This window comes from Flavobacterium sp. Sr18, assembly GCF_011064265.1.
GTDB classification, from domain to species: domain Bacteria; phylum Bacteroidota; class Bacteroidia; order Flavobacteriales; family Flavobacteriaceae; genus Flavobacterium; species Flavobacterium petrolei.
The window spans coordinates 2,879,638-2,897,437 of the sequence record NZ_CP049329.1 but is presented as its reverse complement, the minus strand read 5'-3'; the positions used below and the strand labels follow the sequence as shown (position 1 = coordinate 2,897,437).

Annotated in this window: 19 protein-coding genes and 1 tRNA gene; 12 read left to right on the top strand and 8 right to left on the bottom strand. The window is 32.8% G+C overall.

From position 1 onward, the window contains the following. Window positions 1–15: 15 nt before the first annotated feature. The 3 genes from kdpF to G7A72_RS12850 form a co-directional block, all read right to left on the bottom strand. Window positions 16–93: a K(+)-transporting ATPase subunit F gene (gene kdpF / locus G7A72_RS12860; protein ID WP_165153762.1), complete on the bottom strand. Its 78-nt coding sequence runs from the start codon at window positions 91–93 to the stop codon at window positions 16–18. Between the two features lie 139 nt (window positions 94–232). Beyond that, window positions 233–514, bottom strand: coding sequence for a hypothetical protein (locus G7A72_RS12855; RefSeq protein WP_165152750.1), 282 nt, complete (start codon window positions 512–514; stop codon window positions 233–235). A gap of 245 nt (window positions 515–759) precedes the next feature. Beyond that, complete coding sequence (locus tag G7A72_RS12850) at window positions 760–2,100, bottom strand: sigma-54 dependent transcriptional regulator (protein ID WP_165152749.1); 1,341 nt, start codon at window positions 2,098–2,100, stop codon at window positions 760–762. A gap of 716 nt (window positions 2,101–2,816) precedes the next feature. On the opposite strand from G7A72_RS12850, the gene G7A72_RS12845 reads away from it, so the two are divergent. Further along, window positions 2,817–3,728: a DUF6268 family outer membrane beta-barrel protein gene (locus G7A72_RS12845; RefSeq protein ID WP_165152748.1), complete on the top strand. Its 912-nt coding sequence runs from the start codon at window positions 2,817–2,819 to the stop codon at window positions 3,726–3,728. Between the two features lie 92 nt (window positions 3,729–3,820). Here G7A72_RS12845 and G7A72_RS12840 read toward each other — a convergent pair whose 3' ends face one another. Further along, window positions 3,821–5,464, bottom strand: a complete 1,644-nt coding sequence (locus G7A72_RS12840; protein ID WP_165152747.1) for a tetratricopeptide repeat-containing sensor histidine kinase — start codon at window positions 5,462–5,464, stop codon at window positions 3,821–3,823. Between the two features lie 449 nt (window positions 5,465–5,913). On the opposite strand from G7A72_RS12840, the gene G7A72_RS12835 reads away from it, so the two are divergent. Together G7A72_RS12835 and G7A72_RS12830 are read left to right on the top strand one after the other, a co-directional pair. Further along, on the top strand, window positions 5,914–6,474 hold the full coding sequence (locus tag G7A72_RS12835; RefSeq protein WP_165152746.1) for a DUF6642 family protein: 561 nt from the start codon (window positions 5,914–5,916) through the stop codon (window positions 6,472–6,474). A gap of 95 nt (window positions 6,475–6,569) precedes the next feature. Further along, window positions 6,570–7,199: a hypothetical protein gene (locus G7A72_RS12830; protein ID WP_165152745.1), complete on the top strand. Its 630-nt coding sequence runs from the start codon at window positions 6,570–6,572 to the stop codon at window positions 7,197–7,199. Between the two features lie 196 nt (window positions 7,200–7,395). On the opposite strand, the gene G7A72_RS12825 is transcribed toward G7A72_RS12830, so the two are convergent. Beyond that, window positions 7,396–8,070, bottom strand: a complete 675-nt coding sequence (locus G7A72_RS12825) for a TonB-dependent receptor plug domain-containing protein (protein ID WP_165152744.1) — start codon at window positions 8,068–8,070, stop codon at window positions 7,396–7,398. Between the two features lie 236 nt (window positions 8,071–8,306). On the opposite strand from G7A72_RS12825, the gene G7A72_RS12820 reads away from it, so the two are divergent. Further along, the gene (locus G7A72_RS12820; RefSeq protein ID WP_113666388.1) at window positions 8,307–8,540 is read left to right on the top strand and encodes a hypothetical protein; all 234 of its coding nucleotides are present in this window, start codon (window positions 8,307–8,309) and stop codon (window positions 8,538–8,540) included. Between the two features lie 91 nt (window positions 8,541–8,631). On the opposite strand, the gene G7A72_RS12815 is transcribed toward G7A72_RS12820, so the two are convergent. Next, window positions 8,632–9,084, bottom strand: a complete 453-nt coding sequence (locus G7A72_RS12815; protein WP_165152743.1) for a DUF4442 domain-containing protein — start codon at window positions 9,082–9,084, stop codon at window positions 8,632–8,634. A 196-nt stretch (window positions 9,085–9,280) separates the two neighbouring features. On the opposite strand from G7A72_RS12815, the gene G7A72_RS12810 reads away from it, so the two are divergent. The 5 genes from G7A72_RS12810 to G7A72_RS12790 all read left to right on the top strand — a co-directional run bounded on the left by G7A72_RS12810 (window position 9,281) and on the right by G7A72_RS12790 (window position 13,716). Continuing rightward, complete coding sequence (locus G7A72_RS12810; protein WP_165152742.1) at window positions 9,281–9,736, top strand: DUF4870 domain-containing protein; 456 nt, start codon at window positions 9,281–9,283, stop codon at window positions 9,734–9,736. A gap of 244 nt (window positions 9,737–9,980) precedes the next feature. Then, window positions 9,981–10,313 carry a PadR family transcriptional regulator gene (locus G7A72_RS12805; RefSeq protein WP_091205948.1) on the top strand — a complete coding sequence of 111 codons (333 nt, stop codon included), beginning with the start codon at window positions 9,981–9,983 and terminating at the stop codon, window positions 10,311–10,313. Window positions 10,314–10,315: 2 nt separating this feature from the next. Then, a complete protein-coding gene (locus tag G7A72_RS12800) occupies window positions 10,316–12,052 on the top strand; it encodes a PspC domain-containing protein (protein ID WP_113666391.1) in 1,737 nt (578 codons plus the stop codon). Window positions 12,053–12,054: 2 nt separating this feature from the next. Further along, window positions 12,055–12,795 carry a head GIN domain-containing protein gene (locus tag G7A72_RS12795; RefSeq protein ID WP_165152741.1) on the top strand — a complete coding sequence of 247 codons (741 nt, stop codon included), beginning with the start codon at window positions 12,055–12,057 and terminating at the stop codon, window positions 12,793–12,795. A gap of 87 nt (window positions 12,796–12,882) precedes the next feature. Continuing rightward, window positions 12,883–13,716, top strand: a complete 834-nt coding sequence (locus tag G7A72_RS12790; protein WP_165152740.1) for a GIN domain-containing protein — start codon at window positions 12,883–12,885, stop codon at window positions 13,714–13,716. 125 nt (window positions 13,717–13,841) lie between these two features. On the opposite strand, the gene trxB is transcribed toward G7A72_RS12790, so the two are convergent. Both trxB and G7A72_RS12780 read right to left on the bottom strand, forming a co-directional pair. Then, on the bottom strand, window positions 13,842–14,789 hold the full coding sequence (gene trxB / locus G7A72_RS12785) for a thioredoxin-disulfide reductase (RefSeq protein ID WP_113666394.1): 948 nt from the start codon (window positions 14,787–14,789) through the stop codon (window positions 13,842–13,844). Between the two features lie 130 nt (window positions 14,790–14,919). After that, window positions 14,920–14,994 (bottom strand) — tRNA-Pro (locus tag G7A72_RS12780). 394 nt (window positions 14,995–15,388) lie between these two features. Here G7A72_RS12780 and G7A72_RS12775 point away from each other — a divergent pair. The 3 genes from G7A72_RS12775 to G7A72_RS12765 are packed head-to-tail and all read left to right on the top strand — an operon-like array spanning window position 15,389 to window position 17,620. Further along, the gene (locus G7A72_RS12775; protein ID WP_165152739.1) at window positions 15,389–16,153 is read left to right on the top strand and encodes a ParA family protein; all 765 of its coding nucleotides are present in this window, start codon (window positions 15,389–15,391) and stop codon (window positions 16,151–16,153) included. Window positions 16,154–16,160: 7 nt separating this feature from the next. Next, complete coding sequence (locus G7A72_RS12770; RefSeq protein ID WP_113666396.1) at window positions 16,161–17,060, top strand: ParB/RepB/Spo0J family partition protein; 900 nt, start codon at window positions 16,161–16,163, stop codon at window positions 17,058–17,060. After that, window positions 17,060–17,620, top strand: a complete 561-nt coding sequence (locus tag G7A72_RS12765; protein ID WP_165152738.1) for a DUF5683 domain-containing protein — start codon at window positions 17,060–17,062, stop codon at window positions 17,618–17,620. The genes G7A72_RS12770 and G7A72_RS12765 overlap by 1 nt, the downstream gene beginning before the upstream one ends. Window positions 17,621–17,800 lie beyond the last annotated feature (180 nt).

Sequence of the window (17,800 nt, the reverse complement as noted above, 5' to 3'; positions counted from 1 at the left end):
AATTAGTTTATTGAGTTAAAATTTTTCCGGTTTGATTAATACATAAACCAAATAGCCAAAAACAGCAATTGCAATTATAAATAGTGCTATCATAGTTTAGATTTTTTCAAAAAATTCGACAGATTTAAAACAAATCGCAAACAACAAAACAGCTAGTGTGAGTAAAAGGATTGTGATTATCATAATTGTAGATTATTGGATTATTGGACTTTTAGACAATTTATTTGCCTCATTATACTCCTGAAGCATTAATTTGTTTTATGTATTCTGCTTTCAACGATTTTGGGAAAAGATTCGAAATATTGCAATGACGCAATTCCATGAAAGAGGAAACTGAAAAAACATATACATTCGAAATGGCAATCTTAGTTTCGTTGCTTCCTGTTGTCAATAATCGTTCAGCAAGTGCCAAACATTTTTTTGCTCTGGAAATATTTCCCGTAATAATGGCAGTCTTGGTGATTTCGGCAAAGCGTTCTGCTTGTTTGTAAATCGTGGTGACTTGATTTTTCATAAGTATTTAATATTTGTTTTTTAAAGGAATATGGTATCGCCATTCTTCGGTTTTATTTCTAATTTGAATCATGGCGATTTCATAAGTATGATTTTTATGTTCTTCATCGCTTATGCCAAAATACATTCCAAAAAGTAACCATAAACATCAAAGCATTGTCAATTACGGATTTGTGGTTTTCATGCCAAAAAAAAGCATAAAAAAAGCCTATCAAAATGATAGGCTTTTCTCAAAATAATATGATTTTAATGAATGTTGTATTCGTCTAATTTACGGTAAAGTGTTGCAATACTAATCTCCAGCAAGCGTGCGGTCTCTGCTTTATTTCCTTTGGTGTAATTCAAAACTTTTTGAATGTGGAGTTTTTCAATACTTTGCATCGAAAAAGCAGACATTATTTTAGTGCTTTTCTCTATTGGATGTTGCATTTCATAGGGTAAGAGATCAGTAGTAAGCGTTTCTCCGTTTACCAAAATTACGGCTCGTTCAATGATATTTTTTAATTCCCTAATATTTCCGGGCCAGTTATAGGTTTCAAGTTTATGAAGAAATTCAGCATCAATAGTCAATGTCTTTTTATTAGTTTTAGCCGAAAATTGAGACACAAAACTATGAGCCAATGGCGGAATATCTTTTATTCTTTCTCTTAAGGGCGGAATTTTAATTTCGAAAATATTCAATCTAAAATACAAATCCAAACGAAAACGGTGTTCTTCACTTTCGGTTTTTAAATTGCGATTCGTTGCGGCAATTAACCTAAAATTTGATTTTCTGGGTGTCGTATCTCCTATTTGTATGTATTCATTGGTTTCTAAAACCCGTAATAATTTAGCCTGCAATTCTATAGGCATTTCACCAATTTCGTCCAAAAATAAGGTTCCTCCATTGGCTTCTTCAATAAATCCTTTTTTATCTTTTAAGGCACCTGTAAAAGCCCCTTGTTTGTGTCCGAATAACTCACTTTCCAGGATTTCCTTGCTGAAAGTACTACAATTCAATGCAACAAAGGATTTCCCTACTCGGTTGCTGTTTTCATGAATGGCTTGTGCAAAAACTTCTTTTCCGGTGCCGGTTTCGCCAGTTAAAAGTACAGTAGAATCTGTTTTGGATACTCTTTTGGCCAAATCAATTACCTGTTCCAATCCTTTTGATTTTCCGATAATAGAATCAAATGAATATTTATCGGAAATTCGTTTTTCGAGTTGTTGGACTTTCTTTTGCAACTGCACTTTTTCTAATGCCTTATATAACAACGGAATAATTTTGTCATTATCATCCCCTTTGACTATGTAATCAAAAGCCCCGTTTTTCATGGCTTGAACACCATCGGAAATTTTGCCATAAGCAGTTAATAAAATGACTTCTGTCAAAGGAAAAGCACTTTTTATTTTTTGTACAAAATCAACGCCGTTGCCATCTGGAAGTTTGACATCGCAAAGAACTACATCAATTTCCTTAATTTCCATTTTTTTGAAACCCGATTTTAAATCCGATGCTTCAAAAACTTCAAATCCTTCTGATTTTATTATTCTAGCGAGAAGTCCGCGAAGTTTTTCTTCGTCGTCAATGATAAGGATGTTTTTCAAAACTGACTTTATATAAATTTAATAGACAAAATTACATCTTTGTCTCTTTAGAGAGGTTATATCTACTACTAAATTTTCAGTAGTTTCCCCTTAAATTTTAATCTCAACAGCAAAAATTTATACAATTGTAAAATTTTCATATCGTATAAGGGAAAATAAATAAGGTGCTTTGATGAAAATATCAAATTTATAAAACCAAGGCACGAGTTCAAATTACAGTTTCGCTTCAAAAATTTATGTTCAAAAAATATCGTATGAATATTCTGGGAGTGAGAAAAGGGCGCGAGAAATCCTTTTAGTTGAAAGAGCTGATGAAATCATAAGTAAACTTTTTTTCATAGAGTTATGGCTAGTTTGTCCTCAGTAGCATTGGAATTTTCAAACTAAATCCTTTTTCATTTTCTTTAAAAAGGCATCAATAGCTGTGAAGTTCTTTCAATCAAAATTATGAGACTGTGAATTTTGCAACTAATAAAAGTAATTGTGTACGGAATAGATTTTACTAATTTCTAAATTTGTTCTGTGTTGACTGAAAATGTACCTATCGGTTTTAGAAATGGGAATAAAATAGCAATACTTATATCACTGATGTACTAACAGTACTACTTTATACTACTAAATTTGTACAGAAGCTTTGTACAAAGAAGTACATTTCAAATTATTGTAAAAACGGAAAATCCATTCCTAAATATTTTAAATACTATCAACCTTCTAATATGAAAAAAAAAATAATACTATTGGTATTTTTAGTACTGCCTTTTTTATGTAACGCACAAGAATACATCGATCTGTTTTCCATTAATTATGGGAAATCACAAAAAACAACTTTTGAAGATTCATCGATTAATACCGACATAACTACATTTCAAACGAATCTTATTTTACCAATTGTTTTAAATGAAAAATATATTGCTGTTACCGGTGTAAATTTCAGCAGCTATAACTTACAATTATTACCTAATTCTGAAAACAATCATTTATACTCTACAAATTTAAGAGCGGGTTTGAGTGTAAAACATTCCGAACATTGGAGTGGAATATATCTTTTTCTGCCAAAAGTCGCATCTGATTATATCAATCTAAGCAGTGAAGATATTTTCCTGGGCGGATTAGCTTTATTGAAATATAAAAGAAATGAGAGTTTTGGTTATGGTTTAGGACTTTACGGCAGTAGTGAAGCTTACGGTATGTCCGTTGTTCCCATTGTTACTTTCTATTATCATAGTCCAAATAAACGTTTTGAAATAAATGCCTTTATGCCAAATGATGCAGATATCAATTATAATTTAACTGATAAAACAAGAGTAGGCGTAGATTTTCTGGGTCATGGAAACAGTTACAAACTAACCACTGATAACGTTCGTGCTAACTATGTCGAAAATAATTCGATAGATTTTTCTACTTATGTACAACGAAGTGTTTTGGATAAAAAAATTCTTTTACGTCTAAAAATGGGTTATTCTTTAAACCAGTTTAGAGTGTATCCAATAGATCAAAAACTTGATTTACAAATTCTAGCGTTAAAATTTGGGGATAACCGAACTCCTATTTTAGATAACAAATCAAACACGCTCCTTTTGAAACTGGAAGCTATTTATCGTTTTGATTTGAGCAACGTTAAAAAATAAATTTAATCTCTGAGACTTCGGTTTACAAAATATGGGTTTGTTTTATTAGGTATGTTTTTTATATGTACCGTTATTTTAGACCGGAGCAAACATTATACTGGAAATATGATATTCACTTTAAATCCTTTCTGGAGCGCATTATCAAAAGTAAGAGTTCCGTCTATAGCCTTTACACGCGTTTCTACATTTAGGAGTCCATTTTTTAAATTTATTTTTTCCTGTGAAACCCCGATGCCGTTATCCGTGTATTCTATCTGAATTTTTTTATCGATATTTTTAAAAGTAATTACCACCAAACTACATTGACTATGCTTTTTCATATTGACTAACAATTCCTGAAGAGTGCGATATATTGTAATTTTTTTATTGGTTTCCAAAGCTGTATTTTGCAATACATCCAGACCATTCACCAATATATTAACAGCATCGTTACTGTAATTTGACATCATTACTTTCAGATTGGGAACAAAATTAGGTCCAATATCAATAGAACTATTTTCTCTGGAAATATTTCGAGTTCTGGAATAAATGCTATCCAAATCATTGAGCAGGGTTTCTTTATTGTTTTCTGTAGATAAATCTTGCGTTTCCGCAAACGTCATTGTTTGGTATAGATCATTTGCCAATTCATCATGCAGTTTTTTGGAAATGCGTGTTTCAGTGTTGTACGATATTCTGATTTTTTCTCTTTTGCTTTTAGTTCTCAAAAAATTAATGATAAAAACAGAAAGGAAAACCACCAGCAATACTACAAAATACAAGAGCAGTGTACTATTTTTTTGTCGTTCTAATTGTAATGTGGTTTGTGCTTTTTGGGCAGATAACTTTAAATTATCCGCTCTATTTTGTTCACTGTCATATTTGATTTTAGCAAATTGATTTTTAGCGTTATTTCGGACTTTAACAATGCTGTCATTTAACTGTATATACGCTAACGCATACTTGTTATTCCCCCGATCAAAATTATTTTTAACCAAAAAAGATAATGATTCGAGTCTCTCATCAACACTTCCAATAGCCATTGTAGTTTGATACGCTTCCAGTACATATTCATTCGCCTTTTTAGAATCTTTATTTAAAAAATATTCCGAAAGATGCAAATAGCTCCCAAGAATTCCATAAGTGTCTTTGTTTTTTTTTCGCACCTCCATCGCTTTATTCATTAACCGCAATCCTTCTTGATCGCGACTAACTTTAAAATAGGAATAACCAAGATTGTCTAAAACTCTCGCTTTGGTTACATTTACTGTATCTAAAACTTTAGACTTCATTACTGCTTCCAATATTTTAATGGATGTATTGAATTCCTTTTTCTCAATATTAACGGATGCTATGTTATTTTCAATGGAAATTTTAGGCAAAGTATCCTTGGTAATACTTTTAGCTTTTTCATAATAGTATAAGGCATCATCATAATTATAAAGTTCTTTTGAAGAAATCCCTAATTGATTATATGCGGCTGATTGATAGAGTAGATTGCCTTGTGTGTACGGTAGGGCTTCAACCAGATTTTTTTCACTACCGGAATAATCACCATAAATTTGCTGAATAATAGCCATTTGAAGTAAATTATAAGCAATTTTCAAACTATCATTTTCTACCTCATATAATAACTTGGAACGGTTATAAAAATAAAAAGCACTATCAAACTTTTGATTTGCATAATTTGCCATACCTAAGTCCAATAATCTTCTCGCCTGTAAACTATTTTGTGAAAGCGTGTCTTCAGTAGCCAATGCGGCTTTAGTTTTTGAAGTTTCTGTGCAAGAACAAAAAATTAAAAGTAGAAAAAAAACAAAAATTGGGGAACGCAACATAATGGGAACTTTTTCCGAAATTAGTACTTTATAAGTACTTTTCCGAAATTAAATTATAGACTGCGAATTTAGTGGCTGCATTATCAAACTAAAACCCTCCGCACTGCAGTCTTATTTTTTATTTTTAAAACAAATACAACAGTAACTCGTTAATAACTATTTATTGTTAAATGCTAACAACGAATTTTATTCTGAAGTAATTTTACAAATTGAAATTATAAAGTCGTTTCATTAGTAACTTCTGGAAAACCTACTCCGTTTTTAGAATAACTACTATTTGTTTTTATTCGCTAAAAGCGTTAATAATTAGGGTTTTGTATTTCAAAAAATAGCCGTTCGTATTAAATCATCTCAATACACTTAATTTAATGGAATCTGATACTTTTATTTTCTGCCTCGAAGCAGTTTCCGATGCAGACACTACTACGATAACTGAAGTGGTCAAAAACTTAGAGCAACTAGCCTTTGAACGAGGCATTACCAGTATTTATAAAACCTGTGACACTATCGAAGGTTTAGAAGAAAGTTTAAATGCGCTACTCTACGACGACCATAACTTTAAAAATTATGAAATAATCTACTTAGTCATGCAAGGCGAAGGAAACTCAATATGCCTTAATGAATATTACTATAGTTTAGAAGAAGTAGCGGAACTCTTTGAAGGAAAAATGAAAGGGAAAATAGTGCATTTTGCAAATGCAAAGGTTTTAGACTTGAATGCCGAAGAAGCACAATATTTTTTAGATATTACGGGAGCACGCGCGATTTCCGGTTACGGAACAACTTTCAATACAGTAACCAGCAGTGCATTAGATAAAGCTTTTTTTGGCTTATTTGAAGAAGAAGATGACATCATCGAAATCGTAGAAGAATTACATCAAAAACAGTATGCCCTGTGCAAGTTACTTGATTTTAGATTGTATTATTAAAGGAAAAACCACCGCCACTTTTCGTTAAAATTAATAGCATTTGATAGAAATCCAAGACAATAGCATATATTGTACTGCTCCTAAATGCTATCAAAATGAAAGATCTAAAAAAATATAGTAATAAAACAAAAGCCGCTTTTGTTTTACTCGTTATTATGTTTATCATCCTGCTCAGCAATTTTAATACCCTGCAAAATTCAAAAAAAACAAATGAAGATATCAACACCATTTATAAAGATCGATTAGTTGTAGCTCGGTATATCTTTCAGTATGCTAATACACTTTATTTCATCAAAATAAATGCAGCAGAAAAGAACATAACTGATTTTCAAAAAAGGGAAGAAATTTTAGCAGTTATAAAAAAGATTCAAAACATAGACAAATTATACCTTGAAACTGTTTTGACTCCAAAAGAGAAAACATATTTCATGACCTTTGTCTCTTTTTGTTCTGCTATAAATTCAGCAACGCAAAACCAAAATTGGAATCAAGTACGTTACAACAGCAATCAAGCTTTACAAACGCTGGAACAATTATCCAAAATACAAAGTACAGAAGGCCGGTCAAAATTGACACACTCCACTGCTCTACATAACGATAACAATAGTATGGGCCAACTTCAGATTGCTTTACTCGTTATTTTGGGTGGCATTACATTGTACTTATTACTGTCCAAGAAAAATAAAATAAACATCAAAATCCCTGAATCACATAGTCTGAATTAATTACTCCCTAAGATTTAAAGTCAGTTTCAAAAAAATTGTCAGCTTCGAAATGGATTTTTTTCCAAATTAAAAAACTCGCTCTAGTCGAAACGGGTTTAGAAAACTTGAATTTTTTTTTATTTAGTCTAAAGGAATGTAATTTGAAAAACCGTTCAATTCCTTTGTTATGATCCATTATAATTTAATAATTACTAAACTATTTAGTTGTAATTATAATTACGCCACTGGAAGCTTGAGCACCATAAATTGATGCCGCACCATCTTTTAAAACGCTCACATTTTTGACATTGTTAGGAAAAAGATAATCAATACTCGATACAATGACACCATCTACAACAAATAATGGCTCTGAAATATTTTTAATCGAAGTCACTCCACGTATTGTTATTCTGTTGTCTCTTGAAACTGTAACTCCCGCTAAACGACCTCGTATTAGATCGTATATAGTTACAAAACTTCTAGTGCTTTTATCATTTTGAACATCCATCGTTTGAGCTGTTTTCACACGATATTCCTGATCCTCTTCAGAATATCCAATGGTAATTTTACCTCCTTTTTTTGTTCTGTTTTTTATTTCTGTTTCAGATTCTAAAAAAATGAAACTCATAATGTTTTCATTACTAAATTTAGAAGAGAGCAAACCATATTTATCCGAATAAATGTTAATCACTGCCACTTTTTCAGGGAGCAACACTTCAAATTCTCCGTTTTTATTTGTGGTTACATTCGTATAAATAGAATCCAAGAATACTTTAGCATTTGGAACAGGTTTATTGCTGTAATTCATAACTTTCCCTGTTAACTTATTTTGCGCACTACTAAAAGCTACAAATAGTAACATAATAAACATTAACGACTTAGAAATCTTCATAACGGTTTTTTAAAAAATTTATTAAATATACGGAAAAATTACTCTTAAAGTATTTTCTGTGGAAAACAGCAGTCGTATAATTTACTTTAATCACGATTTTTAGAACGAATAAACAATTAAACCGCTATAACCTCTAAAATTTAAGTAAGTATTAATTATATTTTTTAAAATATATTTGAATTATTATTTACATTTGGATTAATATCCAAAGAAAAAAAACAATTAAACAATATAAAATGAAAAAAATAGTAACATTTGTAGCAATAGCATTCCTTACCATAAGCGTTAATGCACAGGAAGTAAAAGCTGTCGCTAAAGAAAAAGCAAAAAAAGAATCTTGTTGTGCAAAAAAAGACGCTAAGTCAAAAGGAATGACTGCAGCTGAAGTTGAAAAATGCAAAACAAAATGTAAAGCTGAAGGAAAAAAATGTGATGCCTCTATGGCTAAAACAAGTGGTAAAAAATGCTAATCTAAAAAGATTCTTATTTATACTCAACAGAAAACGCCTCTAAAATTTAGAGGCGTTTTCTGTTTATTTAAATGTGTCAGTTGACTAATCTTTATTTGATTCGTACACTCCATTCAAAATCCATTTCGGAGACTTGTATTCCCTTTTCATCTGTTCCTATGGATTTCATCCAAAAGGTTTGCCCTTCTCCGGTGGCAATAGTTTCTTGAATCGCTTTTTCAATTATATGGCCGTCATTGCAGGTAAAAGTGATTCTTCCTGTCGCTTTCTTGGTAAAATTTCCTTTATTATTGGCTACCAACATCGAGATTTTCCTGCCACTTTTTGCAATTTGAAACATCACCAAAGCTCCCGTAGAAAGCTCAGCTGCCATGGCTTGTACTGCAAAATACATGGAGTTAAATGGATTTTGGTTGATCCAACGGTGTTTCACAGAAACTATACATTGGTTCTCATCTATTGTTTTTACGCGTACCCCACATATAAATGCAGATGGTAATTTGAACAATAAAAATTTATTAAGTTTTGATGCTGTAAGTTTCATTTTCACTAGGTTTTTTGCTAAAATACAAAAAAATAGTATGCATACATATAAAATTAATTTGTTAATATTATGTTAATATTTGGTACTATGCGAAACAAGATACTGTCTTTTAGACATATATTTGTATAAGAAATTACTAGGTAGCCTATTTAGTAACTATTCTGAAAAGTTTTAATCATCATCAAAATCAAAAAAAATGGAAACAACTACTGAAAAAAATATTGCAACATTTACACATTTGAGTTCCTTAACTCAATACTTCATTCCTTTTGGAAATTATATTTTCCCAATAGTGCTTTGGAGTACTAAAAAAGAGGAATCTGAATTTGTGGATCACCACGGAAAACAAGTACTGAATTTTCAATTGAGTTTACTTTTGTACTCTTTACTGCTGATTATGATTGCAATTCCTTCGTTTCTTATTTCAGTGTTTAAGGACACTTCATTTGAGACATTAGTACATCATCATGACATTACGCTTTCAAATTTTAACTTTGAAAATAATATTGGAGCACTAACAGTTGGATTAATTTGTGTTTTGATTTTTGGACTTTTGAAAGTAGCTGAATTCTTTTTGATTATTTACGCTTCAATCAAAACATCAAATGGAGAAAAATACAAATATCCAATAACGATTCCGTTCCTTAAATAAGGAAGCAATCAGATTAAAAGAGAATAGACGTAATAGGTAAAGCGAACGAACTAGCCCTGATTGCAATGGAAATCCTTTTATATTTTTTCTTTAAAAATATAAAATATTGTAATGGAAAGCAGGAATAAGCTCCAAAAAACAAAAAGAGTATCAGGCAATACGAGATTGCTTCGTTCCTCGCAATGACAAATCATCAATCAAAAAATGAACTGTTTAATCAACACAAAATCAAAAAAAAGAAATTATGAACATTGAAAACACAAAAGCCCAGATGCGTAAAGGTGTTCTCGAGTTTTGCATCCTATCTGTTTTAAAAGAAAAAGATGCCTACACATCGGAAATACTGGACACTTTGAAAAACGCAAAATTATTAGTCGTAGAGGGAACCATTTATCCGCTGTTAACGCGACTTAAAAACGACGGATTACTCAACTACCGTTGGGAAGAATCCACGTCAGGACCACCAAGAAAATATTACGGTCTGACCGAAATTGGACAAACTTTTTTAAACGAATTGAATGGTACCTGGACTGAATTATCCGATGCCGTAAACCTAATAACCAACCAAAAACAATAGTCATGAACAAAACTGTAAATATAAACCTAGGCGGAATGTTCTTTCACATAGATGAAGATGCATACCAAAAAATGACACGCTATTTTGACGCGATAAAACGTTCTTTATCCAATTCATCAGGACATGATGAGATCATCAAAGATATTGAAATGCGTGTTTCGGAATTATTAAACGAAAAACAAAAATCAGACAAATATGTTATTAGTTTGAAAGATGTAGATGAAGTGATTGCCGTGATGGGACAACCGGAAGATTACATCATTGAAGATGAATTGAAAGGAGCAAATACCTACAACAGCAGCACAACCAGAAGAACAAAAAAATTATACCGTGACCGAGAAAAAGGTATGATTGGTGGTGTTTCGGCTGGATTAGGACATTACTTTGGGATTGATGCCGTGTGGATCAGAATTGTACTTATCCTATTGGTTTTTGCTGGATTTGGAACTGGAATCGTAGCCTATATCATTCTTTGGATTGTGACTCCGGAAGCAATTACAACAACTGAAAAACTGGAAATGACTGGGGAACCGGTTACGATTTCAAACATTGAAAAAAAAGTAAGAGAAGAGTTTGAAAATGTTTCTGACAAGATAAAAAATGCCGATTATGATAAATACGGTAACCAAATAAAAACAGGTGCCGGTAAAATAGGAAATTCTTTTGGTGATTTTATCATGACTATTTTCAAGATTTTCGCTAAATTCTTAGGAGTAATTTTAATCATTTCCGGAATAACAGTCCTATTTTTTCTATTAATTGGTATTTTCACCTTAGGTTCCGGAGCATTCATTGATTTCCCTTGGCAAGGTTTTATTGAAGCAGGCAATTTTACGGATTATCCTGTGTGGGCTTTTGGACTTTTGATGTTCTTTGCTGTTGGAATTCCTTTCTTTTTCCTGACCTTACTGGGTTTCAAATTACTAGCGCCAAACATGAAATCGATTGGGAACATTGCAAAATACACGTTGCTTGCACTTTGGTTAATTGCAGTTTCATTAGCGATATCAATTGGAATAAAACAAGCCAGCGCATTTGCAGTTGATGGACGAGTAGTGAAGAAAGAAACAATCAATTTGAATCCTAATGATACGCTTTTCATCAAATTCAAACACAATGATTATTTTGCTAAAAATGTGGAAGACCGGAATGATTTCATGGTAACGCAAGATTCTACTGGAACTGATATCATCTATTCAAATGAAGTTAGTTTTAAAATCGAAAAAACAGATGAAAAACTACCTTACCTTCAAATTGAAAAAGAAGCGAGCGGAAAATCATTATCAGAAGCAAAAAACAGAGCCGAACAAATTAAATACAGTTACAAAATAATTGGCAACCAATTGATTTTAGACAACTATTTACTAACGGAATTAAAAAACAAATACAGAGACCAAGAGATTGAAATAACGTTATTTGTACCAGAAGGACTATTGTTAAAAGTTGATTCTAGTGTTCAAAATTACGACAGATCAGACGACGAATATTTTAATTTACATTACAGTTCAGACAATTACATTTACAAAGTAGAAAATTCTCAAATAAAATGTTTAAATTGTCCCGCAGATGAAAACGAGTATAATGATGTGGATACTGATACTGAAAATGACAGCATCGAAACGTCAGTTACCATTAATGAAGACGGAGTTTCCGTAACGAATGACACTTTGATTAATTCAAAAAAGAATCTTAAAGAATTAAAAATAAATAAAGACGGTATCATCATTAAAACCAACTAATCATGTTAAAAGTCATCACATTAATTACCAAATTCATTCTGGTTGCCTTAACAGCTTTGTTATTCGCTTCGTGCAACCACTCCATTAATTTGAATTCAATAGAAGGAAGCGGAAATGTCACCACCGAGAAAAGAAATGTTGAAGATGATTTCAAAAGCATAGAAGTCAACAATTCCATTGACCTTGTCATAGAACAATCAGACAAAATGGAAATAGTGGTTGAAGCTGATGATAATTTGCAAAAATACATTACTACTAAAGTAGAAAATGGGACACTTGTTATTTCATTTGATAAAAATTCTTTTTCCAATGCTGGTTCTAAAAAAGTAACGGTAAAAATGCCTATTATTGATGAATTAGAAGCTACGAGCAGTGCCACAATAACGAGCAAGAATACACTGAAAGGCGAAAATATCCGTTTGAATACTTCGAGTGGAGCAAGTATTGATTTAAGCATCGAATCAGATAACATTACTTGCGATACCAGTAGCGGAAGTACGATCACGATAAATGGAAAAGCGCTTGAGATGAAAACCACCGCATCAAGTGGCAGCGAAATTAATGCTGATAAATTATTAGCCAATGAGGTAACTGCCGATGTATCCAGTGGAGCTTCCATAAGTGTACATCCCATTGTAAAATTAGTTGCACAAGCATCTAGCGGAGGAAATATCTCTTACGCTGTACAACCAAAATCGATTCAAAAAGAAACCAGTTCTGGAGGCAGTATAAGCCGACAATAGTAAATACTTCAAGTAAATATAATAGAAATCATCCATCACGAGTGGATGATTTTTTTTTATATTTGTGTAGACTCAAACCAACTTAACATGAAAAAATACACACTTATACTCCTGCTCCTTTTATCAACCACATTGACATTGGCACAGAAAAAGGAAAAAATCAAAGGTTCAAAAACGGTCACGATTGAGCAACGGGAAGTAGGAAATTTTGAATCACTCACAGTTGAAGACAATCTCGAAGTATATTTAGAAAGAGGTGAAAAAACGGAACTAAAAATCGAGGCCGATGACAACCTCCATGATATTATTTCTTTGGATTTAAGTGATAATACCTTGCGCGTTTATACTACAAAGCAAGCCACAAATTATAAAAAAATCATAGTCAGAGTTACATATACCAAAGATTTGAATCTCATCACCTCAAAAGATGAATCGACCGTTAATGCAATACAAGAACTTTTACTGAACACCATTACACTAAAAGCTCATGATGCTTCCAACTTATTTTTGAATGTCAACACCAAAGATTTCTTACTTCAGGCAGACGATAAATCAAAAACAGAACTCAATTTAAAATCCGAAAATGCGACCATAGAATTAAGCAAAAATTCATCTTTGAAAGCCTTAGTTAACGCTACTGATTTGAAAGTAGATATGTACCAAAAAGCAGATGCCACAGTAGAAGGAAGTGCTATAAATTCGATGATACGATTGGACAATAACGCCTCATTTACCGGAAACAAGTTTACCACAAAAAATGCGGATATCACTACTGAAAGTTATTCTAGCTGCAGTTTATTTACGGAAACATCCGTGATTATTGATGCTGCTAATAAATCCGAAATCCAATTGGTGGGTTCCCCAAAAATTGAAATACGAAAATTTGCTGATGAAGCAAAATTGATTAAGAAATTGAAATAATCTTTCTCCATCCTTTTCCAAAGGAGAAGGAGAAAAACTAGATTGATGTTATATATTCTAACAAGAAAAAGTCCCACTTGCTGTGGCAAATGGGACTTTTTAAATTTTAACTTCTCTAACTAAGATTATTCTTTAGAAGCTAAATATCTTTCAGCATCAAGAGCCGCCATACATCCTGTTCCAGCTGCAGTAATCGCTTGACGATAGACATGATCCGCAGCATCACCCGCTACAAAAACGCCTTCAACATTTGTTTTTGAAGTTCCTGGAGTATTGATAATATATCCGGTTTCATCTAATGTGATAAAATCCTTGAAAATATCAGTATTTGGTTTGTGACCAATCGCTACGAAGAAACCCGTTGCAGGAATATCAAAAACCTCGTTAGTTGTTTTATTTAAAGCCTTAACACCAGTAACTACTTGCTCATCTCCTAGTACTTCAACAGTATCGTGATTCATTAATATAGTAATGTTCTCCGTTTTACGAACGCGCTCTTCCATGATTTTAGAAGCTCTGAATTTTTCACTGCGCACTAACATCGTTACTTTTTTACAAAGTTTAGACAAATAGTGTGCCTCTTCACAAGCTGAATCACCAGCTCCCACTATTACTACTTCTTGATTTCTATAGAAAAAACCGTCACAGACAGCACATGCCGAAACTCCGCCACCCATTTTCAAATAGTGTTGTTCAGATGGCATCCCTAAATATTTAGCCGATGCTCCTGTAGAAATAATCACTGTTTCGCAATGCAATTCTATCGTATCATTGATCCAAACTTTATGAATATCGCCTGAGAAATCCACTCTTGTAGCCCAACCATCCCGCACATCAGTACCAAAACGTTGCGCTTGTGCTTGTAACCCAACCATCATTTCTGGACCTGTAATTCCTTCAGGGTTTCCAGGCCAGTTTTCTACTTCATTTGTTGTTGTTAGCTGTCCACCAGGCTGCATTCCTTGGTACAAAACAGGATTCATGTTTGCTCTGGCAGCATAAATTGCGGCAGTATAACCTGCTGGACCAGAACCTATAATAAGACATTTAATTTTTTCGATTGTAGCTGACATATTGGTGTTTCTTTTGAATTTAACAGTGCAAAAATAGGATATTATTGCTGTAATACTGAACAAGAAGTATCAGTTTTAATTATTCTGGAATAAAAAAATCCCTTCTGTGAGAACAGAAAGGATCAATTTGTCGGGGTGGCAGGATTCGAACCTGCGGCCTCCTGCTCCCAAAGCAGGCGCGATAACCGAGCTACGCTACACCCCGAAAGCGAGTGCAAATATAGAACTATTTTCGGCTTATGCAAAACTATTTCAGAAATAAGAAATAAATTTATTTGTGTAATAAAATGATTGCATAAAAATCATTTCCTATGACCTGGATAAAAGTGAAAAGCTACGCAGAATTCCTCCTATTTCTCTGTAATAATCTGAGCTAAAATAACTAGTTTCTTCTGCATGGCCTTAAAAGATAAACTATAGCTAATGAGCAAACTAGCGGGATCATAACACACAGCTAAAATTGCTTCATAAAATCTAAAACGCTCTAAAATAAGAATCTGTCAAAAGGCAAGGAATCAAGCTTTAACGAATGTTAACAAAATAGATTTTCAAAAACCATAAATAATTGTATTTTTACGGTTCAAAATTTAGAAAAATAAATGGGCAAAATCATCGCGATTGCTAATCAAAAAGGAGGAGTTGGAAAGACTACAACATCAGTTAATCTTGCTGCTTCATTAGGAGTTTTAGAAAAGAAAGTATTACTTATAGATGCTGATCCACAAGCAAATGCGTCATCAGGCTTAGGAATTGACGTTGAATCTGTCGAAATAGGAACCTATCAAATCCTTGAACATAGTCATACGCCACGAGAGGCCATCATAAAATGTTCTGCACCAAATGTTGATGTTATTCCATCGCATATTGATCTTGTTGCCATTGAAATCGAATTAGTCGACAAAGAAAACAGGGAATATATGCTTAAAAAAGCATTGGAAAGTATCAAAGATGATTACGATTACATCATTATTGATTGTGCACCATCTTTGGGTTTACTTACGCTAAATGCCTTAACTGCTTCCGATTCAGTGATTATTCCTATTCAATGCGAATATTTTGCACTAGAAGGTTTAGGAAAATTATTGAATACCATAAAAAGCATCCAAAAAATTCATAATCCGGATTTAGACATTGAAGGATTATTATTAACCATGTTTGACTCCCGTTTGCGTTTGTCAAATCAAGTGGTTGAAGAAGTTCAGAAACATTTTAACGACATGGTTTTTGATACTATTATTCAGAGAAATGTTAAATTAAGTGAAGCACCTAGTTTTGGCGAAAGCATTATAAACTATGACGCAACAAGTAAAGGCGCTATCAATTATCTGCATCTTGCTCAAGAAATTATAAAGAAAAATAGCTAAACTAGTTATGGCACAAGCAATAAAAAAACAAGCCTTAGGAAGAGGATTATCGGCATTACTAAAAGATCCGGAAAACGACATCAAATCAGTCAATGATAAAAATGCAGATAAAGTTGTAGGAAATATTATTGAGTTAGAAATTGAGGCTATTGAAATAAATCCGTTTCAGCCAAGAAGTAATTTCAATGAGGAATCATTAAGAGAATTAGCTACTTCTATCAAAGAATTAGGTGTGATTCAACCTATTACCGTTCGTAAACTGGACTTCAATAAGTACCAATTGATTTCAGGGGAACGTCGTCTTCGTGCGTCGACTCTTGTAGGATTGACAACTGTTCCTGCTTACATTCGTATCGCAAATGACAATGAGTCACTGGTTATGGCCTTGGTTGAAAACATCCAGCGGCATGATTTAGATCCTATTGAAATTGCGCTTTCATACCAACGATTGATTGACGAAATACAGCTAACACAAGAACAAATGAGCGATCGCGTGGGTAAGAAACGCTCTACGATTGCTAATTATTTAAGACTTTTGAAACTAGATCCGATAATCCAAACTGGAATTCGCGATGGTTTCATCAGCATGGGTCATGGTCGTGCAATTATCAACATCGAAGATCAAGACATTCAAACTGATATTTACCAAAAAATTGTCAGCCAAAATCTGTCGGTTCGTGATACCGAAGCTTTGGTAAAAAAATATCAGGAAAGTTTAAAACCTAAACCTGCCGGGAATCCAAAAACAGCCTCATTTGAAATCGCTGAAGCTCAAAAAAGTACTTTTACAAATTATTTTGGTACCAAAGTAGAAGTAAAAGTAGCAGGAAACGGTAAAGGAAAAATCACAATTCCATTTCATTCTGAAGAAGACTTCAACAGAATTATTAAGCTAATAAACGAATAGTGAATAAAATCATTATCATCGCTCTATTCCTTTTTCTTGTAGGAAACACTGCTGTTTTTGCGCAAACGGAAACAGAAGCGGTGTTGGTTGCCAAAGACACTTTAAAATCAAATGACATTGATCCGTTGACTCCTGCAAAAGCGGCTTTTTTTTCAGCTGTTTTACCGGGTTTGGGCCAGGCCTACAATAAAAAATACTGGAAAATACCACTTGTATACGGAGCTTTGGGAACGAGTATTTATTTTTATGTTGACAATAATAAAAAATACCATCAATACAGAGACGCTTACAAAAGCAGACTAGAAGGTTATGTTACAGACGATTTAGCTTTTCTGGACAACAATCGATTAATTGCCGGACAGAAATTTTACCAACGTAACCGCGATTTATCTGCTTTAGTTACGCTGGCTTTTTATGCGCTAAATATTATTGATGCTAATGTTGATGCCGCTTTAATCCAATTTAATGTTGATGAAAACTTGTCGGTAAGACCCGTTCTTTATCCTAATGATGTAACATTAAAGACAAATGTAGGACTAACTTTTAATTACAGTTTTTAGAACCCCATAATTAGTTTAAAAACGGAATTAAATAACAAGAACAACTCGTCATGTCATTACTTAATAAAATCGGGAAGAAATATTTTTTTATAGGAACTACACTTTTATTAATAATCACTTTAATAAATTATTCTGAAAATAAGACATTCGATCCCATCCGAATGAATCCCTTCTTTTCCG